This window comes from Nonomuraea sp. NPDC050394, from assembly GCF_044459065.1.
GTDB lineage: Bacteria > Actinomycetota > Actinomycetes > Streptosporangiales > Streptosporangiaceae > Nonomuraea.
The window spans coordinates 265,826-292,057 of record NZ_JBITIO010000008.1 but is presented as its reverse complement, the minus strand read 5'-3'; the positions used below and the strand labels follow the sequence as shown (position 1 = coordinate 292,057).

25 protein-coding genes and 1 tRNA gene are annotated in these 26,232 nt (G+C 69.4%); 14 read left to right on the top strand and 12 right to left on the bottom strand.

Annotation, left to right across the window (positions count from 1 at the left end; translation table 11 throughout):
* Window positions 1-54 precede the first annotated feature (54 nt).
* Window positions 55-384, top strand: coding sequence for a helix-turn-helix transcriptional regulator (locus tag ACIBKY_RS30275; RefSeq protein ID WP_397101777.1), 330 nt, complete (start codon window positions 55-57; stop codon window positions 382-384).
* On the opposite strand, the gene ACIBKY_RS30270 is transcribed toward ACIBKY_RS30275, so the two are convergent.
* Entirely contained in the window at window positions 368-607 is a 240-nt protein-coding gene (locus ACIBKY_RS30270; RefSeq protein WP_397101775.1) for a WhiB family transcriptional regulator, read from the bottom strand. The genes ACIBKY_RS30275 and ACIBKY_RS30270 overlap by 17 nt on opposite strands.
* Before the next feature lie 272 nt (window positions 608-879).
* Between ACIBKY_RS30270 and ACIBKY_RS30265 the strand changes: the two genes are divergently transcribed.
* Together ACIBKY_RS30265 and ACIBKY_RS30260 are read left to right on the top strand one after the other, a co-directional pair.
* Window positions 880-2,091: a glycosyltransferase gene (locus tag ACIBKY_RS30265; RefSeq protein WP_397101774.1), complete on the top strand. Its 1,212-nt coding sequence runs from the start codon at window positions 880-882 to the stop codon at window positions 2,089-2,091.
* 40 nt (window positions 2,092-2,131) lie between these two features.
* Complete coding sequence (locus tag ACIBKY_RS30260; protein ID WP_397101772.1) at window positions 2,132-3,094, top strand: DNA topoisomerase IB; 963 nt, start codon at window positions 2,132-2,134, stop codon at window positions 3,092-3,094.
* Here ACIBKY_RS30260 and ACIBKY_RS30255 read toward each other — a convergent pair.
* Window positions 3,079-3,657, bottom strand: coding sequence for a dihydrofolate reductase family protein (locus ACIBKY_RS30255; RefSeq protein ID WP_397101770.1), 579 nt, complete (start codon window positions 3,655-3,657; stop codon window positions 3,079-3,081). The two genes, ACIBKY_RS30260 and ACIBKY_RS30255, sit on opposite strands and share 16 nt — an antisense overlap.
* Window positions 3,658-3,749: 92 nt before the next feature.
* On the opposite strand from ACIBKY_RS30255, the gene ACIBKY_RS30250 reads away from it, so the two are divergent.
* Window positions 3,750-4,217 (top strand): hypothetical protein, encoded by a 468-nt coding sequence (locus tag ACIBKY_RS30250; RefSeq protein WP_397101769.1) that lies wholly within the window; start codon window positions 3,750-3,752, stop codon window positions 4,215-4,217.
* A 73-nt stretch (window positions 4,218-4,290) separates the two neighbouring features.
* Here ACIBKY_RS30250 and rpsA read toward each other — a convergent pair whose 3' ends face one another.
* The 3 genes from rpsA to polA all read right to left on the bottom strand — a co-directional run bounded on the left by rpsA (window position 4,291) and on the right by polA (window position 10,086).
* The gene (gene rpsA, locus ACIBKY_RS30245) at window positions 4,291-5,787 is read right to left on the bottom strand and encodes a 30S ribosomal protein S1 (protein WP_184960885.1); all 1,497 of its coding nucleotides are present in this window, start codon (window positions 5,785-5,787) and stop codon (window positions 4,291-4,293) included.
* A 212-nt stretch (window positions 5,788-5,999) separates the two neighbouring features.
* On the bottom strand, window positions 6,000-7,190 hold the full coding sequence (locus ACIBKY_RS30240; protein WP_397101767.1) for a polysaccharide deacetylase family protein: 1,191 nt from the start codon (window positions 7,188-7,190) through the stop codon (window positions 6,000-6,002).
* Window positions 7,191-7,395: 205 nt separating this feature from the next.
* Window positions 7,396-10,086, bottom strand: coding sequence for a DNA polymerase I (polA, locus tag ACIBKY_RS30235; protein WP_397101765.1), 2,691 nt, complete (start codon window positions 10,084-10,086; stop codon window positions 7,396-7,398).
* 122 nt (window positions 10,087-10,208) lie between these two features.
* Here polA and ACIBKY_RS30230 point away from each other — a divergent pair, with 122 nt between their 5' ends.
* The 6 genes from ACIBKY_RS30230 (at window position 10,209) to ACIBKY_RS30205 (ending at window position 15,542) form a co-directional block, all read left to right on the top strand.
* Window positions 10,209-10,553: a PaaI family thioesterase gene (locus ACIBKY_RS30230; RefSeq protein WP_397102160.1), complete on the top strand. Its 345-nt coding sequence runs from the start codon at window positions 10,209-10,211 to the stop codon at window positions 10,551-10,553.
* Between the two features lie 485 nt (window positions 10,554-11,038).
* Complete coding sequence (locus ACIBKY_RS30225; RefSeq protein ID WP_397101763.1) at window positions 11,039-12,343, top strand: branched-chain amino acid ABC transporter permease; 1,305 nt, start codon at window positions 11,039-11,041, stop codon at window positions 12,341-12,343.
* Window positions 12,344-12,354: 11 nt separating this feature from the next.
* Window positions 12,355-13,341, top strand: coding sequence for a branched-chain amino acid ABC transporter permease (locus tag ACIBKY_RS30220; RefSeq protein ID WP_397101761.1), 987 nt, complete (start codon window positions 12,355-12,357; stop codon window positions 13,339-13,341).
* Entirely contained in the window at window positions 13,331-14,269 is a 939-nt protein-coding gene (locus ACIBKY_RS30215; protein WP_397101760.1) for an ABC transporter ATP-binding protein, read from the top strand. The genes ACIBKY_RS30220 and ACIBKY_RS30215 overlap by 11 nt, the downstream gene beginning before the upstream one ends.
* A complete protein-coding gene (locus tag ACIBKY_RS30210) occupies window positions 14,266-15,051 on the top strand; it encodes an ABC transporter ATP-binding protein (protein ID WP_397101758.1) in 786 nt (261 codons plus the stop codon). Before ACIBKY_RS30215 ends, ACIBKY_RS30210 begins: the two co-directional genes overlap by 4 nt.
* Before the next feature lie 89 nt (window positions 15,052-15,140).
* A complete protein-coding gene (locus tag ACIBKY_RS30205; protein WP_397101756.1) occupies window positions 15,141-15,542 on the top strand; it encodes a hypothetical protein in 402 nt (133 codons plus the stop codon).
* A gap of 48 nt (window positions 15,543-15,590) precedes the next feature.
* Here ACIBKY_RS30205 and ACIBKY_RS30200 read toward each other — a convergent pair whose 3' ends face one another.
* Window positions 15,591-16,886, bottom strand: a complete 1,296-nt coding sequence (locus ACIBKY_RS30200) for an ABC transporter substrate-binding protein (protein WP_184960872.1) — start codon at window positions 16,884-16,886, stop codon at window positions 15,591-15,593.
* A gap of 210 nt (window positions 16,887-17,096) precedes the next feature.
* Window positions 17,097-18,386 (bottom strand): ABC transporter substrate-binding protein, encoded by a 1,290-nt coding sequence (locus ACIBKY_RS30195; RefSeq protein WP_397101754.1) that lies wholly within the window; start codon window positions 18,384-18,386, stop codon window positions 17,097-17,099.
* A 163-nt stretch (window positions 18,387-18,549) separates the two neighbouring features.
* On the opposite strand from ACIBKY_RS30195, the gene ACIBKY_RS30190 reads away from it, so the two are divergent.
* On the top strand, window positions 18,550-19,389 hold the full coding sequence (locus ACIBKY_RS30190) for a hypothetical protein (protein ID WP_397101752.1): 840 nt from the start codon (window positions 18,550-18,552) through the stop codon (window positions 19,387-19,389).
* A gap of 250 nt (window positions 19,390-19,639) precedes the next feature.
* Here ACIBKY_RS30190 and ACIBKY_RS30185 read toward each other — a convergent pair whose 3' ends face one another.
* Window positions 19,640-20,224 (bottom strand): ANTAR domain-containing response regulator, encoded by a 585-nt coding sequence (locus ACIBKY_RS30185; RefSeq protein ID WP_397101750.1) that lies wholly within the window; start codon window positions 20,222-20,224, stop codon window positions 19,640-19,642.
* Window positions 20,225-20,329: 105 nt separating this feature from the next.
* Between ACIBKY_RS30185 and ACIBKY_RS30180 the strand changes: the two genes are divergently transcribed.
* Window positions 20,330-20,415 (top strand) — tRNA-Leu (locus ACIBKY_RS30180).
* Window positions 20,416-20,991: 576 nt separating this feature from the next.
* Here the strand turns inward: ACIBKY_RS30180 and ACIBKY_RS30175 are convergent.
* The 4 genes from ACIBKY_RS30175 to ACIBKY_RS30160 are packed head-to-tail and all read right to left on the bottom strand — an operon-like array spanning window position 20,992 to window position 24,330.
* Window positions 20,992-22,185, bottom strand: a complete 1,194-nt coding sequence (locus ACIBKY_RS30175; protein WP_397101748.1) for an ABC transporter permease — start codon at window positions 22,183-22,185, stop codon at window positions 20,992-20,994.
* Window positions 22,185-22,844 carry an ABC transporter ATP-binding protein gene (locus ACIBKY_RS30170; protein WP_397101746.1) on the bottom strand — a complete coding sequence of 220 codons (660 nt, stop codon included), beginning with the start codon at window positions 22,842-22,844 and terminating at the stop codon, window positions 22,185-22,187. The genes ACIBKY_RS30175 and ACIBKY_RS30170 overlap by 1 nt, the downstream gene beginning before the upstream one ends.
* Window positions 22,841-23,902, bottom strand: coding sequence for an efflux RND transporter periplasmic adaptor subunit (locus ACIBKY_RS30165; protein WP_397101744.1), 1,062 nt, complete (start codon window positions 23,900-23,902; stop codon window positions 22,841-22,843). The genes ACIBKY_RS30170 and ACIBKY_RS30165 overlap by 4 nt, the downstream gene beginning before the upstream one ends.
* Complete coding sequence (locus ACIBKY_RS30160; protein WP_397101742.1) at window positions 23,899-24,330, bottom strand: hypothetical protein; 432 nt, start codon at window positions 24,328-24,330, stop codon at window positions 23,899-23,901. Before ACIBKY_RS30160 ends, ACIBKY_RS30165 begins: the two co-directional genes overlap by 4 nt.
* 88 nt (window positions 24,331-24,418) lie before the next feature.
* Here ACIBKY_RS30160 and ACIBKY_RS30155 point away from each other — a divergent pair, with 88 nt between their 5' ends.
* A complete protein-coding gene (locus ACIBKY_RS30155) occupies window positions 24,419-25,078 on the top strand; it encodes a response regulator transcription factor (RefSeq protein WP_397101740.1) in 660 nt (219 codons plus the stop codon).
* The gene (locus ACIBKY_RS30150; protein ID WP_397101738.1) at window positions 25,075-26,193 is read left to right on the top strand and encodes an ATP-binding protein; all 1,119 of its coding nucleotides are present in this window, start codon (window positions 25,075-25,077) and stop codon (window positions 26,191-26,193) included. Before ACIBKY_RS30155 ends, ACIBKY_RS30150 begins: the two co-directional genes overlap by 4 nt.
* The last annotated feature ends 39 nt before the right edge of the window (window positions 26,194-26,232 follow it).

The window sequence follows — 26,232 nt, the reverse complement described above, 5'->3', positions numbered from 1 at the left end:
AAAGAGTGTTCGTCAGTCATTGAAGTTGTGGTCAGGGGGCTGGAGGATGAAAACATGGGTAGCTCTGATGATCGGTCGTCGTGGACGTTCCTGACGCATCACGCGCGGGTGCTGCTGGAGATCGCCCGTGACCCCGACGCCCGGCTGCGCGAGATCGCGTTCACGATCGGCATCACCGAGCGCGCGGTGCAGGGCATCGTGACCGACCTGGAGCAGGCCGGCTACCTCACCCGCGACCGGGTGGGACGCCGCAACCGCTACGAACTCAACCTCGACCAGGGCTTCCGCTACCCGACCGAGGCGCACACGCCGGTCCGCACCCTGATCGAACTGTTCGTCAACGAAGCACCACCCGTCGACAAGCGCACTACCGGCGACTCCTGACCCCGCGCTGCGCCGGATCGGTGCCACCCCAGACGCCCTCCGCCTGCCCGGTGTCCAGCGCGTAGGCCAGGCACTGCTCGCGCACCGGACATCGGGCACACACCGCCTTGGCCGCCATGACCTGCTCCTGGCCCGGCCCATGGGTGGAAACGGGGAAGAACAGCTCCGGGTCGACCTCCAGGCAGGCGGCTCGTTCCGTCCAGTCGTGGATCAATGTCCTCATCCGGCGCGCCTACCCCTGCGACGCGACGTCATGCGGCGGGCCGGTGAGGTTTGAGGCCCGCGTTTCTCGGTAGCGAAGGTGAAGCCGGCGGGGAGGAGTAGATGAGACGTCCCCGGGTTCGACTCCCCGCCGGACTTCCAGCCCTACCCACGGTCCGCGCCCGCGAGGCGCTCCAGTCGTCCCAGCCACGGCGCGGCCGTGCGCGCTACAGCGATCTTTCGAGACCTCAGGGCACGGATGTGCCGAGCACGTGGTGAAAAGGAGCCGAGCGCATGAGAATCGCCATGATCTCCGAGCACGCCGACCCACTGGCCGCTATCGGCGGAGTGGACGCCGGCGGGCAGAACGTTCACGTGGCCGCCCTGGCATCGGCGCTGGCGGCGCGCGGGCACACGGTGGTCGTCCACACCCGGCGCACCTCGCCCCACCAGGCAGAACGGGTGCCGATGGGGCCGGGCGTCACGGTGGACTACGTTCCGGCCGGGCCGCCTGAACCGGTGGCCAAGGACGGGCTGGCGCCGTACATGCCGGAGTTCGCGCGGATCCTGCGCGAGCGCTGGCGGCGCGAGCGGCCGGACGTGATCCACGCGCACTTCTGGATGAGCGGGCAGGCGGCGCTCGCGGCGACGGCGGACGTCCCCGTGGTGGTGACCTATCACGCGCTCGGCACCGTGAAGCGGCGCTGGCAGGGCGCGGCCGACACCAGCCCGGCGCTCCGCGTGGACACCGAGCGCGAGATCGGCCGGCGCGCCGACGCGATCGTGGCCACCTGCGACGACGAGGTGCGCGAGCTGGCCGCCATGGGCGTGCCGGCCGAGCGGGTCTCGGTCGTGCCGTGCGGTGTGGATCTCGAACGTTTTCATCCCGCGCCGCCCGATCCCCTTGAGGCGAGCCGCTGGTGGTACGGCCCGCGTACCGGCGGCCGGGTTCTGTGCATCGCCCGGCTGGTGCCGCGCAAGGGCGTCGACACCGTCGTCCAGGCGCTACGCCGGCTGCCCGGCGTGGAACTGCTGATCGCGGGCGGCGCCCCGGAGGACGGGGAACTGGCCCGGTTGCGCGGCCTGGCCGCCATGCACGGCCTGGCCGGGAGGGTACGGCTGATCGGCAGCGTGGCCCGGCCGGACGTGCCGGGGCTGATGCGCTCGGCCGACGTGGTGGTGTCGGTGCCGTGGTACGAACCGTTCGGGATCGTCGCGATCGAGGCGATGGCCTGCGGCGTGCCCGTGGTGGCCTCGGCCGTCGGCGGACATCTGGACACGGTCGCCGGCTGGGGCCCGCTGGTGCCGCCGCGCCGTCCGCGGGCGCTGGCCAGAGCGCTGCGTGAGCTGCTGGACTCACCGCAGCGGCGCCGGGAACTCGGCGCCGCGGGGGCCGGCCGGGCCCGCCGCCGCTACAGCTGGCCGCATGTGGCCGAGCGCACCGAGGCGGTCTACGCGCAGGTGATCAGCGGACGGATCGTCCGGCTTGAGGCCTCGGGGTGCTGACCGGCGTGTTCCGAGCGGGTTTGCGGGTAGGCGGGATGGCGTGCGCCACAGCAACCCGGAGGAACCGGGCATCACCCGGCGGCGCCGGGGCCGGGGGTTCAGCTACCACTACCCCGACGGCCGCCGCGTGCGCGACCGCCGCGTTCTGGCCCGGATCCGCGGCCTGGCCGTACCGCCCGCCTGGCGGGAGGTGTGGATCTGCCGTGACGACGGCCATCTGCAGGCCGTGGGCACCGACGCGGCGGGCCGGCGCCAGTACCGCTATCACGACCTGTGGCGGGAAGAGCAGGACCGACTCAAGTTCGACCGGGTCACCGAGATGGCCGGGCGGCTGCCCGCCTTCCGCCGCCGGGTCCGGCGGCACCTGGAGCAGGACGGGCTAACCCGCGAGCGCGTGCTGGCCGCCGCCGCGCGCATGCTGGACCTCGGGCTGTTCCGGGCGGGCGGCGCCGAGTACGACTCCTACGGCCTGGCCACGCTCAGGACCGAGCACGTGACCCGCACCGACGGCGGCGTCCTGTGCCGGTTCGCGGCCAAGGGCGGCAAGCCGCAGGAGACGGAGATCCGCGACCCGCACGTGCGCGAGGTGGTCTCCGCGCTGCTGCGCACCGGCCACGACGGTGAGCTGCTGCGCTACCGCAACGGCTCTGGATGGAAGGACGTGGGCGCCGAGGACCTCAACGACTACCTGCGCGAACTGCTCGACTGCGAGGTGTCGGCGAAGGACTTCCGCACCTGGCACGCCACCGTCCTGGCCGCCGAGGGCCTGGCGCGCACGCGCCGCCCCCGCGGCAGGCTCGGCCGGCAGCGGGCCGTGCGGCGGGTGGTGGAGCAGGTGGCAGGCCGCCTCGGCAACACTCCCGCCGTCGCCCTGGCCTCCTACATCGACCCGCGCGTCGTGCTCGCCTACGAGCGGGGCAGGACCGTGTCACCCGGCCAGGACCTGGAAGAACAGGTGATCCAGCTGGTTCTGCGCACGCGACGGGCTCAGGCGGCGGAGTAGGTCATGACGGCCAGGCCGCTGTCCAGGATCACGTGATCGGTCAGCGTGAACCGGCGCGCCTCGGCCTCGCTGCGCCCCGCGAACAGCGGCACCCCCGCACCGGCCGTGACCGGGCTGACCTTGACCACGATCTCGTCGATCTCGTCGTAGAGCACACCCGCCAGCTCCGCGCCGCCGACCAGCCAGATGCCGAGGCCGTCCTCGGCCTTCAGCTTCCTGACGCGCTCCACGGGGTCGCTCGCGACGACCTCGACATCGGTGGTCTGGGCGAGGTGGCGGGAGAAAACCAGGTGGCGAAGGTGCGGGTAGGCGTCGGTGATGCCCATGTCCAGGCCGATCTGGTACGAGCGCCGCCCCTCCACCACCGTGTCGAAGCGCGTACCCGGATCCGTGACGCCGAGTGCCTCACGGGCGTTGACCGGCAGCGTCTCCGGGTAGTTCGTGATGACGAACTCGATGTAGTCCTGCCCGATGGCGAACAGCCCGCCCGACGGGTCGGCGTCGGAGCGCTCGGCGATGTAGCCGTCCAGGGTCGCGGCGACGTAATAGGTGAGCTTGCGCATAGGGTCGTTCCTTCGATCTCTTGGGAGTGCAGGACGCACGGCCGACGACCCTACCGGATGGCACCGGAGGGCCTGACCACGGAGGAGAGCCCATGGCACGCAACCCCGCCCTCGTCCCCCTCGACATCCTGGTGGGCGAATGGAGCGTCAAGGCCCATGCCGGCGGCCATACCGTCTCGGGGGGCCGCGCGGTGTTCGAGTGGATCGAGGACGGGGCGTTCCTCGCCTTCCGCGCGTACGGCACCGCCGAGGCCGACGCCCCGCAGGAGTGGCAGTCGGACTCTCCCCTGCCCTCCGTCTGCCTCATCGGCGTGGACGACGCCACCGGCGCCTTCTCCTACCTGCACTCCGATGCCCGCGGCGTGCACCGGGTCTACCAGATGACGCTCGCGGACGGCGTCTGGCGGGTCTGGCGCGACGCGCCCGGATTCCACCAGCGCTTCACCGGCACCTTCGACGAGGACGGTCGCGGGATCACCGCGGCCTGGGAGTTCTCCAAGGACGGCGCCGACTGGTCCCACGACTTCAGCCTCACCTACACCCGGACGACGCCGGGCTGACCGCGCCCGGAAACGGGTCAAGCCCCGCACCACGAGGGTGCGGGGCTTGATCGGTTCGCGCTTGCCGAGCTGGTTAGCTCTGCCCGCCGGCGAGCTTCTCGCGCAGTGCCGCGAGAGCTTCGTCGGAGGCCAGGGCGCCGCTGGCCGGAGCGGAGGAGGAAGAGGTCGAGGAGGAGGAGCTGGCCGGAGCCGGCGTCTCACCGCTGTAGGACGAAGGAGCGGCCTCGCCGGCCTCCGCCTCGGCCTTGCGGGCCTCTTCGATCTGCTTCTTGTGGGCCTCGAAGCGAGTCTGGGCCTCGGCGTACTGCCGCTCCCACTCCTCGCGCTGGCGGTCGAAGCCCTCCAGCCACTCACCCGTCTCGGGGTCGAAGCCCTCGGGGTAGATGTAGTTGCCCTGGTCGTCGTAGGTGGCGGCCATGCCGTAGAGGGTCGGGTCGAACTCGACCTCGGTGCCGACACCCTCGTTCGCCTGCTTCAGCGAGAGGCTGATGCGACGGCGGTCGAGGTCAATGTCTATGATCTTGACGAAGATCTCGTCGCCGACCTGGACGACCTGCTCCGGGATCTCCACGTGGCGCTCGGCCAGCTCGGAGATGTGGACCAGGCCCTCGATGCCCTCCTCGACCCGCACGAACGCGCCGAACGGCACCAGCTTGGTGACCCGGCCGGGAACGACCTGGCCGATCTGGTGGGTGCGGGCGAACTGCTGCCACGGGTCTTCCTGCGTCGCCTTGAGCGAGAGGCTGACGCGCTCGCGCTCCATGTCGACGTCGAGGACCTCGACGGTGACCTCCTGGCCGACCTCGACAACCTCGGACGGGTGGTCGATGTGCTTCCAGGACAGCTCCGACACGTGGACGAGACCGTCGACGCCACCCAGGTCCACGAAGGCACCGAAGTTGACGATCGAGGACACGACGCCCTTGCGGACCTGGCCCTTCTGGAGGGTGTTGAGGAAGGTCTGGCGGACCTCGGACTGCGTCTGCTCAAGCCAGGCGCGACGCGACAGAACCACGTTGTTGCGGTTCTTGTCGAGCTCGATGATCTTCGCTTCGAGCTCGCGGCCGACGTAAGGCTGGAGGTCGCGGACCCGGCGCATCTCGACCAGGGAGGCCGGGAGGAAGCCACGGAGGCCGATGTCGAGGATGAGACCACCCTTGACGACCTCGATGACGGTGCCGGTGACGATGCCGTCCTCGTCCTTGATCTTCTCGATCGTGCCCCAGGCGCGCTCGTACTGCGCACGCTTCTTGGACAGGATCAGGCGACCCTCCTTGTCCTCCTTCTGGAGAACCAGGGCCTCTACGTGTTCGCCGACTTCCACGACGTCCGCGGGGTCGACATCGTGCTTGATCGAGAGCTCTCGCGAGGGAATGACACCCTCGGTCTTGTAGCCGATGTCGAGAAGAACCTCGTCTCGATCGACCTTGACGACGGTGCCCTCGACGATGTCGCCGTCGTTGAAGTACTTGATGGTCTCGTCGATCGCTGCGAGGAAGGCTTCCTCGGACCCGATGTCGTTGACCGCTACCTGCGGGGTGCTCGAGGTGGCCTCAGTGCTGGACGTCATGTGTGGAATTGCTCCGAACGCGGACAGATATCGATGTGGCGGCGCGCGGCAGGCCCTCTTCCGCATCAAGCCGAGGATTACGACATCGACGTGACCGAGCGCGAGCCCGCTCCGTCTGAGGCGCGCGCGAGCCCACAGCGCAGCGATCAGCATATGAGACCGAGCGGCGGGGGTCAATCCGAGACGGCGATGACCTTCGGGAACCACGACGCCTAATAGGCGTTGACCTGGTCTCTCCGCTTCGGCGCGATATTACCCTGAAGCTTCTTCGGCACCGAGACGCGGTCGGGGTCGCCGTCGGAGACATAGCGCCATCCCGGGTGCTTCTGCAGCCATTCCAGCCAGTACTGAGAGCACCACTTACGGCATTCGCCCTTCTTGCCGTTGCTCTGGATCCGCTGAACGGCACCAGGATCGTACCCCTTGGCGAAGGGCGACAGCGACGGCTCGGCCCCCGCCAGGAAGACCGCGTCGAAGTCGTACGGCACGCCGCCCCACTCCCCCTTGCGGGCCGCCTTCTTCTTGTGCGGCATGCTCCCGAACGGCAGCGCCATCGTGGTGGACGGCGGCACGCCGAGCTTCTTCAGCATGCGCTCCAGCCGCGCGATCTGCTCACGCACCTTCTTGGTGCCCATCGCCCGCAGGTTGGGGTGCGCCCAGGTGTGGTTGGCCACCTCGAAGCCCTGCCTGTGCAGCCACTGCACGGCCGTGGCCTGCTGCTCCTGCTTCTGCAGCCCGAACGGGTAGTGATTGACCCAGAAGGTCGCGACAGGCCGGAAGGACGGGTATTTGCGGGCGACGTCGTAGATGATGGCGACGGCGGTGTTCTTCGCGGGCCGTCCCTGGTCGTCCAGGGCGAAGTGGCTCGGATGCCCGTCGTCGAAGGTGAGCACGACGGGGAACTTGCCGGCCGGCACCTGGACGCGCCCGGCGGCGAACTCGGCCGCGGTGATGGGCACGTAGCCCTGCTTGGCCAGCTTCTCCAGCTCCTGCCGCAACTGGGCGGGGGTGCGGTCGATCGAGGCCATCCGCTTCTTGATGATGCGGTGGTACATGATGATCGGCACCAGCCCGGCCTCGTTGGCCTTCACCTGCCTGGCGAACTCCGGCGTGGCGACCACCGCCGGCGGCTGGCTCGCCGTGGGAATCGGGGCGGGCACGGACGGCTGCGCGGACGGCTGGGCGGACGGCCCCGGCGAAGACGGCCGGCCCGACGGGGGCACCGGCTGTGTCTGCCCCACCTTGACCGCCTCCGGCGGCGCCTTGGCCGCCGGATCGTCCCCCGGCATGATCATCAGCGCGGCGACCGCGACGAGGATGACCGCGACGTTCGCCGCACCGATGACACGCGTGGATGACAGTGAGGGCCGCACAGAACTCCCGTACCGGTCGGGGGATTTCAAAGGTCCAGGGTAGTCCAGAAGCCCTCCTCAGAAGGCCCACGGCACGCCTTGTCCGACCATGTCACGCATCACAGTGCATCATCACGCATGTCCGGAATGCGGCGCGGCGGGCCGTACCGGAGGGCGGAAAAGGCGACGGCGGGCCCGCGAGCGGACCCGCCGTGCGGAGCGGAGATCAGTGCGACCCGCCGTGCGGGGCGGGAGATCAGTGCCCCGCGTCCTCCCACGTACGCCCCACGCCCACCGAGACCTCCAGCGGCACCCGCAACTGGTAGGCGGCGTTCATCTGGTCGGTCACGAGCTGGCGCAGCCGCTCCAGCTCGCCCGGCGCCGCCTCGAACACGAGCTCGTCGTGGACCTGCAGCAGCATCCGCGAGCGCAGCCCCTCCTCGCCCAGCGCCTGGCGCACGTTGAGCATCGCGACCTTGATGATGTCGGCCGCCGAGCCCTGGATGGGCGCGTTGAGCGCCATGCGCTCGGCCATCTCGCGGCGCTGGCGGTTGTCGCTGGTCAGGTCGGGCAGGTAGCGGCGGCGGCCCATGATCGTCTCGGTGTAGCCGTCGGTGCGGGCCTGGGAGACGATGGCGTTGAGGAAGTCGCGCACGCCGCCGAACTCCTCGAAGTACTCCTCCTTCAGCGCCCGCGCCTCGGCCACCGGGATGTTGAGCTGCCCGGCGAGACCGAAGTCGGACAGGCCGTAGGCCAGGCCGTAGTTCATCGCCTTGATGCGCGCGCGCAGCTCGCCGTCGACCTGCTCCGGCGGCAGGTCGAACACCCGTGAGGCGGTGGCGGCGTGGAAGTCGTGGCCCGACTCGAACGCGGCGATCAGCGACTCGTCGCCCGACAGGTGCGCCATGATGCGCAGCTCGATCTGGCTGTAGTCGGCGGTCAGCAGCGTCTCGTAGCCCTCGCCGACCGTGAAGCCCTGCCGGATGCGGCGGCCCTCGGCGGTGCGGATCGGGATGTTCTGCAGGTTCGGCTTCTCCGACGACAGCCGGCCCGTGGCCGCGATGATCTGGTTGAAGGTGGTGTGGATGCGGCCGTCGTCGGCGATCTCCTTGATCAGGCCCTCGACGGTCTGGCGGAGCTTCTGCTGGTCGCGGTGGCGCAGCATGATGACCGGCAGCTCGTGGTCGGTCTGCGTGGCCAGCCAGGCCAGCTGGTCGGCGTCGGTGGAGTAGCCGGTCTTGGTGCGCTTGGTCTTGGGCAGGTTGAGCTGGTTGAAGAAGATCTCCTGCAGCTGCTTGGGCGAGCCGAGGTTGAACTGCTCACCCACCACCCGGTGCGCCTCCTCGACGGCCTGCTTGACCGCCGCGGCGAACTGCGCCTCCATGCCGGTGAGGTAGTCGCGGTCGACCGCGATGCCGGCCCGCTCCAGCTCGGCCAGCACCCGCACCAGCGGCAGCTCCACGTCGGCCAGCAGCTGGGTGCCGCCGCGCTGGGACAGGAACGCCTCCAGCGAGTCGGCCAGCTCGCGCACCGCGTGGGCGCGCAGCGCGAGGTCCTTGGCCGGGGCGTCCTCGTCGTCGCCGAACAGCGCCGCCTGCCCGCCGGACTCCTCCTCGACCTTGAGGTCGCGGTGGAGGTAGCGGCGGGCGAGGTCTTCGAGGGCGAAGGTGCGCTGGCCCGGCATGGCGAGGTAGGCGGCGAGCGCGGTGTCGGCGCTCAGGCCGCGCAGGTCGAGCCCCTGCGTCCACAGGGCCAGCAGCGGCCCCTTGGCGTCGTGGACGGCCTTGGGCCGGTCGTCGGCGGCCAGCCAGGCGCCGAGCGCGGCGAAGTCGGCCTCGGTGAGCTTGGTCGGGTCGATGTGGGCGGCGGTGCCGTCGGGGGAGGCGATCGCGATGCCGTCGATGCGGCCGGTGCCGCTGCCGTAGGCGCCCTTGAACGCCAGGCCGGCGCGGCCCTCGGGCATCGCCTCCAGCCAGCCGGCCACGCGGTCGGGGCCGAGGATGATCGTCTCGACCTCGAAGCCCTGCTCGGGCTCCTCCTCGCCGCTGCCGAGCACCTTGAACACACGCTCACGCAGCTCGCCGCGGATCTGCAGGGTGTCGAAGAGCTTGTTGATCTCCTCGCGATCCCAGACGCCCTGGGTGAGCTCGGCGACCTCGACGTCCACCGGCACGTCGCGCAGCAGCTCGGTGAGCCTGCGGTTCATCAGCACCTGGGCGACGTGCTCGCGCAGCTTGTCGCCGACCTTGCCCTTGACCTCGTCGACCCGGTCGACCAGCTCGGTCAGCGAGCCGAACTCGCGCACCCACTTGGCCGCGGTCTTCTCGCCCACGCCGGGGATGCTCAGCAGGTTGTCGCTCGGGTCGCCGCGCAGCGCGGCGAAGTCGGGATACTGCCGGGGCGTCAGCTCGTACTTCTCGAAGACCGCCTCCGGCGTGAAGCGCGTCATGTCGCTGATGCCGCGGCGGGTCATGAGCACGGTCACCCGCTCGTCGACGAGCTGCAGCGCGTCGCGGTCGCCGGTGACGATCAGCACGTCCATGTCCTCGCCCGAGGCGCGGGTGGCCAGGGTGGCGATGAGGTCGTCGGCCTCGAAGCCGGCCTTGGACAGCCGCGGCACGCGCAGGGTGTCGAGCAGCTCGAAGATGAGCTGCATCTGGCCCTTGAAGTCTTCGGGCGTCTCGCTGCGGTTGGCCTTGTACTCGGAGTACTCCTCGTGCCGGAACGTGGGCTCCGACCGGTCGAAGGCCACCGCCACGTGGGTCGGCTGCTCATCGCGCAGGATGTTGGTCAGCATCGAGGTGAACCCGTAGACCGCCTCGGTGTGCTGACCGTCGGTGGTCATGAGGTTGGCGTCCTTGAGCGCGTAGAACGCGCGATAGGCCAGCGAATGCCCGTCAAGGAGCAACAGGCATGGGCGGTTGGGGGTCACTTCACTCTTCGGCACACCAGAAGCCTAGTCTCCATGTGCGACAGAAAACCTGAGCTCGGAAGACTGGAGGCTCCTCCTTGACGCAGATAGACCGGGTCACCATCGACTCCCTTCACCGCGGCACGCTCGCCGAGCGCATGGGCATAGAGATCGTCGAGGCCAGCGCGGAGCGCGTGGTGGGCCGCATGCCGGTCGAGGGCAACACGCAGCCGTACGGGCTGCTGCACGGCGGCGCGTCGGTCGTGCTGGCGGAGACCCTGGGCTCGATCGGCTCGGCGATCCACGCGGGCGAGGGCCGTATCGCCGTCGGCATCGAGATCAACGCCACGCACCACAGGGCGGCGACGTCCGGGCACGTCACGGGCGTGGCGACACGCATTCACGGCGGCCGCTCGCTGGCCACGTTCGAGATCGACATCGCCGACGAGGAGGGCCGGCGCGTGTGCACCTCGCGCCTCACGTGCATGCTGCGTGACGCCTGAGACGGCGAAGGCAGTTCGGCTCACCCTTTGCACACGGCCCCCGTGGGTCGCTACGGTTGACCGGACAGAGCCCGCGGGGAGGCCGAGTAGATAACGTGTCGGGCCGGGGAAGCCGGACACGGTCCCAAAGGTCACCCCCGGGCTCGCTCTTTTTTACCCGCTCAATAAGCGGGTCATCCCACCTTTCAGGGCTTGATGCATACGTCGCCCGTCTGTGCAGCGCTTTCCGACCGATCGTTATGGTCTCGTTTTAGTACAGCTCCGCGCCCGTGCCAGGGGTATACCTCGATTTAGCCCCTGACCTGCCTTCTTATTTGCTCACATCACCGACACACCCGCATCACTAATTGGTGACGAACGGTTCGGAACCGGACGTCGCCGGAATAGGCTCCCGCCACAGCATCCCAGTTGTGCCTGCGATGCCCGCGTGTCGAGATGGAGGGGTACAACCCAAGCCCCGCCTTGACCTAATAGAGGGAGCACCATTGCGCAGAGCCGTGATCGCGTTCACGGCCTTCCTGGGTGGACTGATCTTCCTGCTCGCCAGCCCCGCGTCCGCGGGGCCTGCCGACTGCCAGGGAGTGAAGGGAACACTCAAACTCCAAGGCCAGCCAGTGAACGGCGCGAAAATCGTCGTGACCACCGAGGACGGAAAACCCGTCAAGGAGGTCGCCAGTAACGCCCAAGGCACATGGGACGTCCAGGTCGACAAACCAGGGAAGTACAAGGTCACCCTGGATGTCAGCTCGCTCCCTCAGACCGCTGAGGTTCGCGGCGGCAACAACGTCCGCACTCCAACGGTTTATAAGGACAACTGCTCCACTGTCCTGTTCGCCCTGGTTCCCAAGGCCGGCGGCGAGCAGACTCCCGGAGCCCCGGCTCCCACCGACACCTCCAGCGACAGCAGTTTCTGGACACGGGCCGCGCAGCTCACCTTCGAGGGTTTCAACCTCGGCCTGATCATCGCCCTGGCCGCGATGGGCCTGTCGCTCATCTTCGGCACCACCAAGCTCACCAACTTCGCCCACGGCGAGCTGGTGACGTTCGGAGCGCTGATCGCCTACCTCTTCAACGTCGGCTTCGGCCTCGGCGTCATCCCGTCCGCGATCATCGCGGTGCTGGTCGGCGGCGCCTTCGGCTACCTCCAGGACCGCTTCTTCTGGGGGCAGCTGCGCAGGCGGGGCACCGGCGTCATCGCCATGATGATCATCTCCATCGGCGTGGCGATGTTCCTGCGCTTCCTCTTCCTGTTCCTGCACGGCGGTGACAGCGAGCCGTACACCGAGTTCAACGCCCAGGCGGGCATCTCCGTCGGCCCGATCACCGCGGCGCCCAAGAACTTCATCATGATGGCCATCGAACTGGCCGTGCTCGTCATCGTCGGCATCGCGCTGCTCAAGACCCGCACCGGCAAGGCCGCGCGGGCCGTCGCCGACAACCCGGCGCTCGCCGCCTCCTCGGGCATCAACGTCGACCGGGTCATCCGCGTCATCTGGACCGCGGGCGGCGCGATCGCGGCGCTGGCCGGCATCCTGCTCGGTCTGTCGCAGACCGTGAAGTTCACGATGGGCCAGGACATCCTGCTGCTCATCTTCGCCGGAGTCACGCTGGGCGGTCTCGGCACCGCGTTCGGCGCGCTGGTCGGCTCCCTCATCGTGGGCCTGTTCATCCAGCTGTCCACCCTCTGGATCTCTCCTGAGCTCAAGAGTGTGGGCGCGCTGGCCGTACTCATCATCGTCCTGCTCTTCCGGCCGCAGGGCATCCTCGGCCGCCGCGAGCGGATCGGCTGACGGGGGGAATCATGGACTGGTTCAACATCATGGTGACCACCGTCGAGGCGGCGGTGGGCGTCGAGACGGTCTTCTACATGCTGGCCGCGATCGGCATCAACCTGCACTTCGGGTACACCGGCCTGCTCAACTTCGGCCAGGCGGCCTTCCTCGGCGTCGCGGCGTACGGCCTGGCCGTGACCGTGGTCACGATCGGCCTGCCGTTCTGGGTCGGCATCGGCGTGGGCCTGGCCTCGGTCATCCTGCTCGCCCTGCTGCTCGGCATCCCGACGCTGCGGCTGCGCGCCGACTACCTGGCCATCGTCACGATCGCGGCGGCCGAGATCGTCCGCCTGATCTTCCGCTCGGTCACCTTCAAGGACTACTTCGGCGGCTCCGACGGCCGCTACGGGTTCTCCGAGGGCTTCTTCGCGATGAATCCCTTCTCCAAGGGCGAGTACGGCATCGGCCCCTTCACCTTCAACGAGCGCGTCACCTGGGTCCTGCTCATCGGCTGGATCCTCGTCGGCCTGTCGTGCCTGGTGATCTACATGCTCATGAAGAGCCCGTGGGGCCGCGTGCTCAAGGCCATCCGCGAGGACGAGGAGGCCGTGCGCGCCCTGGGCAAGAACGTGTTCTCGTACAAGATGCAGTCGCTGATCCTCGGCGGCCTCATCGGCAGCTTCGGCGGCTACATCTACGCGCTGGGTTACGCCTCGGTGCAGCCGGACGCGTTCTCGACCGAGCTGACCTTCTACGCCTACACGATCGTCATCCTCGGCGGCGCGGCCCGCGTCTTCGGCCCGGTCGTCGGCTCGATCATCTTCTGGGTGCTGCTCGTCTTCATCGGCAACCTGCTCAACGAACTGATCGAGGCGCAGTACATCACGTGGATGACGGTCAACCAGATCGGCGCCTTCCGCTTCATGCTGGTCGGTCTCGGCCTGGTCCTGCTGCTGGTCTTCCGTCCGCAGGGTATCTTCGGCGATAAGAGGGAGATCGCACTCGATGCACGCTGAAACCACGCCCACTGACAGCAAGGCCGCCGCGCTGGCCGCTTTCAAGGACCTGCAGCGCGAGCCCGGCGTCAGCAAGCCCGACCCGATCCTGGTCGTCGACAACGTCGTGCGCCGCTTCGGTGGCCTCACCGCCGTCGACGTCAAGCACGTGGAGATCCAGCGCGGCTCCATCACCGCGCTGATCGGCCCGAACGGCGCCGGCAAGACCACGTTCTTCAACCAGCTGACCGGCTTCGACACCGCCGACGCCGGCGAGTGGACGTTCAACGGCACCACGATGAACGGCGTCGCGGCCCACAAGGTCGCGCGCTCGGGCATGGTCCGCACGTTCCAGCTGACCAAGGCGCTGTCGAAGCTGACGGTCATCGAGAACATGCGCCTCGGCGCCCAGAACCAGAAGGGCGAGAGCTTCTTCCGCGCGCTGGTGCCGTCATCCTGGCGTGCCCAGGAGGACGAGATCACCGCGCGCGCCGACGAACTGCTCGCGCGCTTCAAGCTGGACGCCAAGCGCGAGGACTTCGCGGGTTCCCTGTCCGGTGGTCAGCGCAAGCTGCTGGAGATGGCCCGCGCGCTCATGGTCAGCCCCGAGCTGGTCATGCTCGACGAGCCGATGGCCGGCGTCAACCCGGCGCTGACGCAGTCGCTGCTGGGCCACGTCAAGGACCTGCGCGAGCAGGGCATGACCGTGCTGTTCGTCGAGCACGACATGGACATGGTCCGCGACATCAGCGACTGGGTGATCGTGATGGCCCAGGGCACCGTGATCGCGGAGGGCCCGCCGGACACGATCATGTCCGACGCCCGGGTGATCGACGCCTACCTGGGCGCCCACCACGACGCGCCGCTGTCCGAGGAGGAGCTGGAAGAGCAGCTCCAGGAGGCCGAGGCCGCGCTCGAGGCCGAGGTCGAGGAGGAGGCAGGCAAGTGAGCAGCACCCCGGAATCCAAGGCGGCCGTCACCGACCGCAGCGCCCACGTGGCGGGGGCCGAGAACGCCGTGCTCCGCTGCGACGAGCTCATCGCCGGATACCTGCCTGGTGTCAACATCCTCAACGGCTCCGACCTGTACGTCGGCGAGGGTGAGCTGATCGGCATCATCGGCCCCAACGGCGCCGGAAAGTCGACGCTGCTCAAGGCCATGTTCGGACTGGTCAACATCCGCAGCGGCACGGTCGTGCTCAAGGGTGAAGAGATCACGAACATGAAGGCGCACCAGCTGGTCGCCCGCGGGGTCGGCTACGTCCCGCAGACCAACAACGTCTTCCCCAGCCTGACGATCGAGGAGAACCTCGAGATGGGCGCCTACCAGGTGCCCACGAAGTTCAAGGAGCGCTTCGAGTTCGTCGCCGAGCTGTTCCCCGCGCTCAAGGAGCGGCGCAAGCAGCGCGCCGGCTCCCTGTCGGGCGGTGAGCGGCAGATGGTGGCCATGGCCCGCGCGCTCATGACCGAGCCGTCGGTGCTGCTGCTGGACGAGCCGTCGGCCGGCCTGTCGCCGAAGCTGCAGGACCTGGTCTTCATCCAGGCCCAGCAGATCAACAAGGCCGGCGTGACCGTGATCATGGTGGAGCAGAACGCACGGCGCTGCCTGCAGATCTGCCACCGCGGCTACGTGCTCGACCAGGGCCGCAACGCCTACACCGGCACCGGCCGCCAGCTGGCCAACGACCCGAAGGTCATCGAGCTCTACCTGGGCACGCTGGCACGGGCGTAAACACCTGTTTCGCGCGAAGGGGTCCCTTTGGGGCCCCTTCTCCGCGTTTAATGAGCATTGTGCGACGCATTACGGCTATCGCCCTGTTAATGCCCATGCTCGTGGCCTGCCAGAACAGCCCGCCCGCGCAGAAGACGCAGGCGGCGCCGAGCGAAACCGCCAAGTACAGCACCGGCGGCGACCCCGACGACGACCCCTGCACCCGCGTCGTCTCCTCCATCGGCTACGCCGGGCTGCTGCTCCTGCCCGCGGGCAGGGAGGACGAGCAGAACTTCGAGAACGCCGTCCTGGGCCGGCTGGCCGAGCTGCGCGGCATGGTCCAGGAGTTCGGCCCCCGTCTCCCCCAGGTGCTCCGGGACGAGGCGGAAAAGGTCGAGAAGGCCACGAAGGGCCTGTCCAGCGCCCAGACACCCAGGAAGCGCCAGGTGGCGCTCCTGAAGGACTACCGGGCCGCCGCCGACAGGATCGTCGAGGGCTGCAAGGGCGGGTGAACGCGAAGAAGCCCCGGGACCGAGGTCCCGGGGCTCCCGCCTGACTACTTAACCGTCGATGTTGCCGGTGCGGTAGTCGATGGCCTTGGCGGGGTACTTGTTGTCCGCGCCGTACTGGTAGATGCCGATGGTGGCCGTCGCCGGGTCACCGGCGTCGTTGAACTCGACCGGACCGCTGATGCCGTCGTAGTCGATGTCCTTGCCGGCCTTCAGCAGGTCGACGCAGGTCTTGAAGTCGTTGCACTTCTCGCCGCCCTTGCTGACCTCGCCCAGCTTCGTGGCGATGTCGGTGCCCGCGTCGCTCTTGGCGGCCTCGGCCGCCAGGGCGATGAGGTTGGCGGCGTCGTAGGACTCGGGCGCGTAGCTGAAGTCCTCGAGCTTCGGGTTGATCTCGAGCAGCTTCTTCTGGAACGTGTCCGGAGCGGCCGCGCCGGGCAGCGTGCCCTTGACGCCCTTCAGGGTGTTCTTCGGGAACTTCAGGAAGTTCGTGTTGGACAGGTTGCCGTCGACCATGTACCAGTGGTGCTTGTCGGCCGTCAGGCCCTGCTTGACGAGCTCCTGGACGACCTTGTTGGTCTCGGCGAAGCCGATGAGCACGATGCCCTTCGGGTTCTTGGCCTTGACCTTCGCGACGTCGGCCGAGAAGTCCGCGGCCTTGGGGTCGTAGATGATCTTCTCGACGACCTCGCCGCCGCCGGCGATGACGGCCTTCTCCGTGGAGTCGGCCAGGCCGGTGCCGTAGGAGTCCTGCAGCGCGAGGATGGCGACCGTGTCGTCGCCGTCGGCCACCGCGAGGTCACCCAGGACGCGGCCCTGCAGGATGTCCGGCGGAGCCGTACGCCAGAACAGGCCGTTGTCCTTGTAGGTGGTGAGCTCGATGGAGGTGTTGGCGGGCGAGAAGTGCACCACGCCGGCACCCGTGATCTTGTCGATCACGGACAGCGACACCGAGGAGGAGGCGGCGCCGATGATGGCGTCCACCTTCTTGGCCAGCAGGCTGTCCACCGACTGCGAAGCGATCTGCGTCGTGGTGTCGCCGGAGTCGGTGTGCGAGACCGAGACCTGCTTGCCGAGGACGCCGCCCGCGTCGTTGATCTCCTTGACCGCCAGGTCGACGCCCGCGAACTCGGGCGGGCCGAGGTAGGCGAGCGAGCCGGTCTGCGGGAGGAGGGTGCCGAGGTTCAGCGTGCCGTCGCCCTTGCCGGCCGCGGCCGAGGTCGCCGGCGCGGCCGAATCGGTGGCCTTGGTGCCGGCGGTGTCAGCGCCGCCGCCACAGGCCGTCAGAGCGAGGCTCGCCGCAGCCGCGACGGCGAGCACGCGCCCGAGTGGGGCAATGCGGGTCATGAAGTGTCTCCTTCATCCAGGCCGGGAGGCTGTCAGCACCGCCGACGTTCCCGATCGAATGAGCGAAACGTACAAAAAGCAGCACGCTTCCAGCTAGATGCCTGGAAGAACTGTCGGCACTTGGATGCTGAGTCGTAATCACTCCTCAACTTATGAAGAAAACCCCCAGGTAGCGGCCGGTTAGCTGGGAAACCGGCCGCTGACACCCTGTTACCCGGCGATGTTCCCCGATCGATACTCCAGAGCCTTGGCCGCGTCGAAGGTGTTGTTCTGCCCGAATTGGTAGATGCCAATCGTGGCCGTCGCCGGATCGCCCGCGTCGTTGAACTCCACGGGCCCGCTCACGCCGTCGTAATCGATGTCCTTGCCCGCCTTGAGGAGATCCGCGCACACCTTGAAGGCGTTGCACTTCTCGCCGCCCTTGCTGACCTCGCCCAGCTTCGCGGCCATGTCGGCGGCCACGTCGCTCTTGGCCGCCTCCGCCGCCAGCGCGATCAGGTTCACCGCGTCGTAGGACTCGGGGCCGTAGCCGAAGACGTCGAGGTCCGGGTTGACCTCCAGCAGCTTCTTCTGGAACGCCCCCGGGGCCTCCGAGCCCGGCAGGGTGCCCTTCACGCCCTTCATCGTGCCCTTGGGGAACTTCAGGTAGTTGGTGTTGGACAGGTTGCCGTCGACCATGTACCAGTGGTGCTTGTCGCTGCTCAGGCCCTGCTTGACGAGTTCCTGGACGACCTTGCTGGTCTCGGCGAACCCGATGAGCACGATGCCCTTCGGGTTCTTCGCCTTCACCTTGGCCACGTCGGCCGAGAAGTCAGCCGCCTTGGGGTCGTAGAGGATCTTCTCCACGACCTCGCCCCCGCCGGCGATGACGGCCTTCTCGGTCGAGTCGGCCAGGCCGGAACCGTAGGCGTCCTGCATGGCAACGATCGCCACCGTGTCGTCGCCTTCCGAGACCGCGAGGTCGCCCAGCACCCGGCCCTGGAGGACGTCGGGCGGGGCCGTACGCCAGAACAGGCCGTTGTCCTTGGCGTTGGTGAGCTCGATGCCCGTCGCCGACGGCGAGAACATCAGCACCCCGGAACCCGTGATCTTGTCGAGGATGGACAGCGAGACCGAGGACGAGGCCGAACCCACGATCGCGTCGACCTTCTTGGCCAGCAGGCTGTCGGTGGACTGGGCGGCGATCTGGGTCGTGGTGTCGCCGGAGTCGGTGTGCGAGACCGAGATCTGCTTGCCCAGCACGCCGCCCGCCGCGTTGATCTCCTTGACCGCCAGATCGATGCCCGCGAACATCGGCGGGCCCAGATAGGACAGGTTCCCGGTCTGAGGGAGTACGGAGCCGAGGACCAGCGTGCCGTCGCCCTTGGCGGCGGTGGTGCCCGGCGCTGAGGCCGTGTCGCTCGCCGGGGTGCCCGCCCCGTCGGGGCCGGAGGATCCGCAGGCCGCGAGTGCGAGGGCCGAGACCGCCGCGGTCGCGACGGCCAACGCTCGCCGAATCATCGATATCTCCTTCGTGCAGATGCGCAGGGGGACATGGAGTTCGCGAAATCCACGATCAGCATGACTCCGGAAATATCCGGCGGGAGAGGCCGCGACCTTACGATGCGCAGTCGTGACTCCTCCTTAACCTGGCCCGGCCGCGGGCCGCCTCTACTGTGGCGATGTGAAGCGCACCGCCGCCCTCCTGGTCCTGATCCTCGGCCTTTCCGCCTGCGGGGGCACTCCGCCCGCCCCCTCCACGAGCCCGCCCCGGGGCCTCACCGTGACCCTCACGCAGGGACGATCCGACATGCCCAAGCACATGCTGAGCGTGGTCATGGCCAACAGCGGGAGCACCCCGGTGTGGGTGTCCGACGTGCGGGTGAGCGGGCCCTCGTTCCAGGAGACCGGGTTCGCGCGCATGGACACCGCCGTCAAGAGCGTTCCGGTGGCCTTGCGCATCGCGTATGGCGCGGCCAAGTGCGCCCCCGGAGCGGTGCCGGAACTGCGGCCGGCGCGGGTGATCGCGCACGTCAAGGCAGGCGACGAGCCCTCGCGCGAGGTGAGCTGGGCGCTGCCCCATCCGGACCCGTTGCTGGCGAAGCTGTTCAGGGAGGAATGCGAGCAGTTCCTGGTTCAGCAGGCGGTGTCGGTGGGGTTCGGTCAGGCTTGGACCGAGAAGGACAAGGTCCTCCATGGCAGTGTTATCGTGACGCGCCGCAACAGCAATCAAGATGTGACCATTACTGAGTTGTCAGGCAACGTGCACTATGAGCTGAATTCTCGGAAAATGACGCTCAAGGCGGGAATGGCGAAATTGGAGATCCCCGTCCGGATCACGCCGGGCCGCTGCGACCCGCACTCGTTCGCGGAGGCCAAGATCGCCATGCTCTTCAACGCGCGGGTGGCGCTGGGAGCCGGCGAACCCCGATTCCTCGTCTTCCGCTCCGACACCGTCCAGACGCCTTCCCTGCGCCTGGACCAGCTCATCCTCGGCTACGCCCGCAAAACCTGCGGCCTGTAGACCCCACGGCCCCTGAGCGCCCTTGAAGCCATGAGCCGGCCCGTGGGGCCTCGGCTTGGCGCGGGCGCGCACGGACCCGCGAGCGCACGGACCCGCGGGGGCATGAACTCGCGGGGGCATGAACCCGCGGGGGCATGAACCCGCAGGGGCATGGACCCGCAGGGGCATGGACCCGCAGGGGCATGGACCCTCGCGGCGCGGAACCCCGCGAGGGTGCGCGGCGGGGGCCGCAGAGAGTCCTCGGCCTGGGCTATTCGGACTTGGTGGCGTCCGCGACGACGATCTGGGCCACTTCGCGCATGCTGAGGCGCCGGTCCATCGACGCCTTCTGGATCCACCGGAACGCCTGCGGCTCGCTCCACCCGTGCGCCGCCATGAGCAGCCCCTTGGCCCGCTCGACCAGCTTGCGGGTCTCCAGCCGCTCGGACAGGCTCGAAACCTCGGTGGCCAGCGCCACCATCTCCTCGTGCCTGCTGACCGCCATCTCGATCGCCGGCACCAGGTCCGCCTTCGTGAACGGCTTGACCAGATAGGCCATCGCCCCCGCGTCCCTGGCCCGCTCGACCAGGTCCCGCTGGGAGAAGGCGGTGAGGATGAGACAGGGGGCGACCCGCTCGGCGACGATACGCTCGGCCGCCGAGATGCCGTCGAGCACGGGCATCTTGACGTCGAGAATGACGAGGTCGGGTTTGAGTTCGGTGGCCAGCGAAATCGCCTGCTCACCGTCACCCGCCTCACCCACGACGACGTAGCCGTCCTCCTCAAGCATCTCCTTGAGGTCGAGGCGGATCAGCGCCTCGTCTTCCGCGATCACTACTCGCCGCTGCGTACTCACGAGCAGAAGAGTACCGAGGTCCGCTACATTAGATCCACGCCGGTGTCCGAACCTGATCTAGTCAGGCGCGTCCCGGCACAAAACCGGATTTTGCCGGTTTTCCCAGCCGGAATGATGGAATGGCAGACATAGGCGCCTCAAAAGCGCCCGCTCGAGAGGGCGTGCGGGTTCGAATCCCGCTTCCGGCACCATCACCCCACCGAAACTGTCAGTGACGACAGTCACACTGAGCGCATGCACCCCGCGCGCTCCATCTCTCCGCCCGAGGGCTCTCCGACCGCCGGCGTCTCCGCCGCAACCATCAGAAGGTGGCGTACCGGCGACCGCGGAGCGCGCGACGACCCCGTCCTCGGGCTCGTACGGCGTGGCGTCCACCGGCTCATGCCCGACCGCCACGTCGGTCCCGGAGCGGGGAGGACCGTGCGGGCGCGGGAGATCTGTCCGGGGCCGGCGGCAAGACCGCTGTGACGCGTCATCGCCGGAACGACAGGGGGCAGGCCTACCCGGGCTCGGTATCTCCCGGTCGGCATCTCCCGGTCGGCATCCCCCGGTCGGCATCTCCCGGTCGGCATCTCCCGGTCGGCATCTCCCGGTCGGCATCTCCTGGTCGGCGGCCGGCGAACGGCGGGGGGCAGGCGGCGACTCGTGGGCAGCGGGCGGAGCCGCCGTTCCGCGCGGAGCGGGGTGTTGGTGGTGAGGCCATCTGGAGGGAGGGCCGAAGAGTGGTACCACTTGCCGGAGGTCGGGGCTTGCCGGATGCCGGGGGGTCAGGTGGCGTGGAGGGCAACGGTCGGGGAGGTGCGGGCGGCTCTCACGGCGGGGTACAGGCCGGCCACCGTGCCTATGGCCAGGGTGGCGGTGAAGCCTCCTGCCATCGCCCATGGCGGTACGACCCAGGGCATGCCGCCTGATGTCGCGTAGATCCAGGTCGCGGCGGCGCCCAGGAGGACGCCGGCCAGGCCGCCCAGACCGGAGAGCAGGAGCGACTCCGTCACGAACTGCAGGCGGATCTGGCCGCGGGTGGAGCCCAGTGCCCGGCGCAGGCCGATTTCGTGGCGGCGCTCCAGCACGGAGATGATCATCGTGTTGGCCACTCCCACGCCGCCGACCAGCAGGGCGACGGCGCCCAGGCCGAGCAGCAGGTTGGTGAAGGCGCCGGCCGAGGCCGCCTTCGCCTGCAGGGCGGCGGACGGGTCGGTTATCTCCACCTCTTCCGGGTGCTCCGGGTTGACGGTTCTCGGGAGGAGTTCTCTGACCTTGACGACGGTCTCGTCTGTCGAGCGCTCGTAGATGGACGTGGGGTGGCCGTCGAAGGCGAGCAGGTCCTGCGCCGCCTTCCAGCCGACCAGCGCCGAACGCTCGATCTCCTCGGCCATCGGCAGCGGGGCGAGGATGCCCACGACGGTGAAGTAGCGGCCGTCCAGGTAGACCTGCCTGCCGGGCTCGGTGATGCCGAGGCGGCGGGCGGCGACGTGGCCGAGGACGACGGAGGGGTAGCGGCCGTTGGCGGCGTTGAGCCAGGAGCCCTTCGCCATGCGGCCGCGCAGGGTGGCGAGCAAGGACTCCGCGGCGGCTGACAGGGTGATGCCGTTCGTGTCGAGCTCGTCGACCCGGTCGTTGCGGTAGACCGGGTACGGCAGGGCGCCCAGGGCCGCCACCCGCTCCACGCCGGCGATGCGGGCGGCCATGGCGGGGGCGTCCTTGGGGAGTTTGGCGCGCCCGCCGGAGAACATCGAGTCGCCCGGTGTCACGACCAGCATGTTGGTGCCGAGCTGGTCGAGCCGGCGCATCAGTTGTTCCTTGCTGGAGGCCGAGATGCCGACGACCGCGATCATGGTGGCGATGCCGATGGCGATGCCCAGGGCGGACAGCACCACGCGCATCGGGCGGCCGCGCAGCCCGGCGGAGCCCACGTGGGCGATGTCGCGCGGGCGCAGGCGGGCGGGGGTGAGCGTGGCCATCAGCCGATCACCTGCCCATCCCTGACGCGTACCTGGCGGGGCAGGGCGGCCGCGATCTCGGGGTCGTGGGTGATCACGGCGATGGTCGCGCCGTCGCGGTTGAGCTCGTGCAGGAGATCGAGTACGGCCGCGCCCGACGCGGTGTCCAGGGCGCCGGTGGGTTCGTCGGCCAGGAGCAGGTCGGGTTCGCCGGCGACGGCGCGGGCGATGGCCACGCGCTGCTTCTGGCCGCCGGACAGCTCGTGGGGCCGGTGGCGCATGCGGTCGGCCAGGCCGACGCGCTCCAGGGCTTCGGCGGCCCGGCGGCGGCGCCGTACCGGGGAGAGGCCGGTGTAGAGGAGGCCTTCGGCGACGTTGTCGAGGGCGGTGACGCCGGGCATGAGGTGGAAGGCCTGGAAGACGAAGCCGATGTGGCGGGCGCGCAGGGCCGACAGCGCGCGGTCGGACAGGCGGCCGACGTCGTGGCCAACGATGCGCACGTGTCCGTCGGTGGGCAGGTCGAGGGTGCCGACGATGTGCAGGAGCGTGGATTTGCCGGAGCCGGACGGGCCGACGATGGCCAGGAGTTCGCCCTGTTCGACGTGCAGGTCGACGCCGCGCAGGGCGTCGACGCCGCCGGGGTAGCGCTTGGTGACGCCGGTGAGTTCGACGACGCTCATGTGCCGGGCACCTCGATCTTCGTGCCTGGGCCGAGCCCGTCGCCGGTGACCTCGACGCGGCCGTCGGCGAACAGGCCGAGTTCGACCTTCACGTCACGCGGTGGTCCGGCGCCGACGACGCGGACGGCGTAGCCGCCCCCGGGTACGGCCAGCAGCGCGGTGACCGGGACGGACAGGACGTCCTTGCGGGTCTCGCCCTTGATGAGGACGCTGACGGGAGCCTGGTCGACGCCCTTGACGTTCGCGCGGCGGTCGAAGGCGACGGTGATGCCGACCTTGGGGGTCTTGTCGGCGGCCTGGTCGTCGGCTTCGGCGGTGCGGCCTATGCTGGCGATGCGGCCTTTGACGGTTTTCCCGGTGGGAAGTTCGACCGTGACACGGTCGCCGGTCTTGAGATGGGCGGCCTCGGCGACGTCCACCTTGAACGTGACGGCGCGTTCCGCGCCGGTGGCGGTGAGCAGGCGGGCGCCGGGGGTCACGCGGTCGCCCGTCGCGGTCTCGAGCTTCTGGACGCGCAGCGCGCGGGGGGCGAACGCGATCTGCTCCGGGCCGATGGTGCCGGTCTCGGGCAGGTCGTGGTCCTCCTGCCAGTCGCGTACGGCCTGGGCGGTGGCCCAGGTGTACTCGTCGTCGACGGTCATGCCGGAGCCGTGGCCGAGGGCCTTGAGGTTGGCTTCGAGCTGGCGCACGTCGGCGCCTTTCGCGCCCGGGGAAAGGGTGCGGTACATGGGCTTGGCGCCGTACATGAGATGGACGGGTCTGCCGTCGACCTCGTAGAGGCGCTCGCCGCGGCCGACGGCCGAGCCCGCGCGCGGCAGCCAGGTGAGGACGCCGCCGAGGGCGGCGCCGACGGTGCGGCGGCCGGCGAAGCCGAGCGTGCCCTTGGCGCGGACGCTCTGTGTGAGGTCGCCCTTGCCGACGGTGCCGGTGGCGGTGGTGAGCGGCGACGGGGCGGACGGCTCCGCTCCGCCGGGCGTGGCGAACGTGGCGAAGGCGACACCGCCCGCGAGTGCCGCCAGGACGGCCCCCGCGGTCAGCGTCGTCGTGGCGCGCTTCATCCCGTCTTCTCACTGCAGGTCTTGTTGGCCTTGTCGAAGGCGGCCTTGTCAACGGGCACGGGCCTGGCCCGCTGCATGCCGCCGTCGAAGTCGGGGTCGGGGAAGTCGAGGCCCTGCTCGCGCATGCACTTGGCGAACGCGAGGGCCTTGTCCTTGTCGGCCTGGCTGATCTGCTTGCCGGTGCCGCCGATCGCGCCGCACTCCTTGAGCAGCTTCTCGAACTCCTTCTGGTCCATGCCGCCGCTGTCGATCGTCTGGCTCTCCCCGGGGCCGCCGGGGTCGCTGACCTTGACGCCCTTGGAGCGCAGGCACTCGGCGGTCTTGAGGCGCTGGTCGCCGGAGTTGACGGTCGTGTTCTTCTCGGGCGCGGTGTTGCCGCAGGCGGCCAGGCTCAGGGCGAGCGCGGCCAGGGCGATGGTGGTCTTCATGCGGCTCAGGCTGGCCCGAGGCCGCGTTTCGCCGCTCTAACGGTCGCCTTTATGGCAAGGAAATGCGCACCTCAGGTAGAGAGGGGGCATGCGTGTGCTGGTGGTAGAGGATGAGGCGTTCCTGGCGGAGATGATCGCCGAGGGGCTGCGCCGGGAGGCGCTCGCCGTGGACGTGGCCCATGACGGCCGGGAGGCGCTGCGCAAGCTGGAGGCCGGCGAGTACGACGTGATGGTGCTCGACCGCGACCTGCCCGGCGTGCACGGCGACGAGGTGTGCCGCCGGGTGGTGGCCTACCGGCTGATGACCCGGGTGCTCATGCTGACCGCCGCGGGCAGTGTGCGTGAGCGCGTGGACGGGCTGCGGCTGGGCGCCGATGACTATCTTCCCAAGCCGTTCGTCTATGACGAGCTGCTGGCGCGGGTGCTGGCCCTCGGGCGGCGCGCGCGTCCGGCGCTGCCTCCGGTCATCGAGCGAGGCGGGGTGGTGCTCGACACCGCCTGCCGTACGGCCGGCCGCGACGGCCGCCCGCTGCACCTGTCGCGCAAGGAGTTCGCGGTGCTGGAGGCGCTGATGCGCGCCGAGGGCGCGGTCGTCAGCAACGAGGACCTCATCGACCAGGTGTGGGAGGAGGACACCAGCTATCTCACGAACGCCGTGCGGGTGACGCTGAGCAAGCTGCGGGCCAAGCTCGGCGACCCTCCGGTGGTGGAGACGGTGCCCCGGGCCGGCTACCGGATCGGCGCATGAACGAGCGGACCCGGCTGACGGCGTCGTTCGGCGGGCTGCTGCTGCTGGCGGGCGGCGGGCTGGTCGCGCTCATCTACTTCCTGCTCCGGGACAGCCTGGTGAGCACGATCAGTTCGGCGGCGGCCAGGCAGCCGGGCTCGCCGGTGCCGCTACCGGGTGTCAGGGTGAGCGCCGCCGCGCCGTCCGGCGGTGACTTCGCCACCACGGTGCAGCTGCTCGGCTTCGTCGAGGAGACGGCGCTGGATCGGCTGCTGCTCGTCTCGATCGCGGCGGCGGCGGGGTTCGCGCTGGCGTCGGTGGTGCTCGCGTGGTGGATGGCGGGACGGATGCTGCGGCCGGTGTCGGTGATCACACGGACCGCCCGGCGGCTGTCGGGGTCGAACCTGCACGAGCGCATCGCCCTGGACGCGCCGCCGGGCGAGCTCAAGCAGCTGGCCGACACCTTCGACGCCATGCTGGACCGGATCGAGCGGCTGGTCGGCGCGCAGCAGCGCTTCGCCGCCAACGCCGCGCACGAGCTGCGTACGCAGCTGGCGATGCAGCGGGCGGCGGCGGAGATCGGGCTGGCGGGCGAGCCGGACGCGGCGCGGGTGTCGCGGATGCGGGAGAAGCTGATCGACCTCGCCGACGGCAACGAGCGGCTGATCGAGGGACTGCTGCTGCTGTCGGTGTCGGAGCAGGGACTGGAACGGCGGGAGCCGGTCGCGGTCCACCACATCGCGGCGGCGCTGGGCGATGACGCCGGAGCGCTCGTCCGGGGCGGGCCGCTGGTGGTGAAGGGCGATCCGGTGCTGCTGGAGCGGCTGGTGGGGAATCTGGTGGCCAACGCGGTCCGCTACAACCGGCCCGACGGCAGGGTGGAGATCGTCACCGGGCCCGGGGAGCTCGCGGTGACGAACACGGGGCCGGTGGTTCCGGCGGAGGTGGTGCCGCTGCTGTTCGAGCCGTTCCGGCGGCTGCACGAGCGCCGGCACACGCCCGGCGAGGGAGCGGGGCTCGGGTTGTCGATCGTGGCGGCCGTGGCCCGTGCCCATGACGCCGTCGTCGCGGCCGAGGCGAACCCGGGTGGCGGGCTGACGGTCCGCGTCACGTTCGGCGGGGCTTCGCTGGGTTAAGGTCGGCCAAAGGAGTACGACGATCTTCGGGGGGTTGCC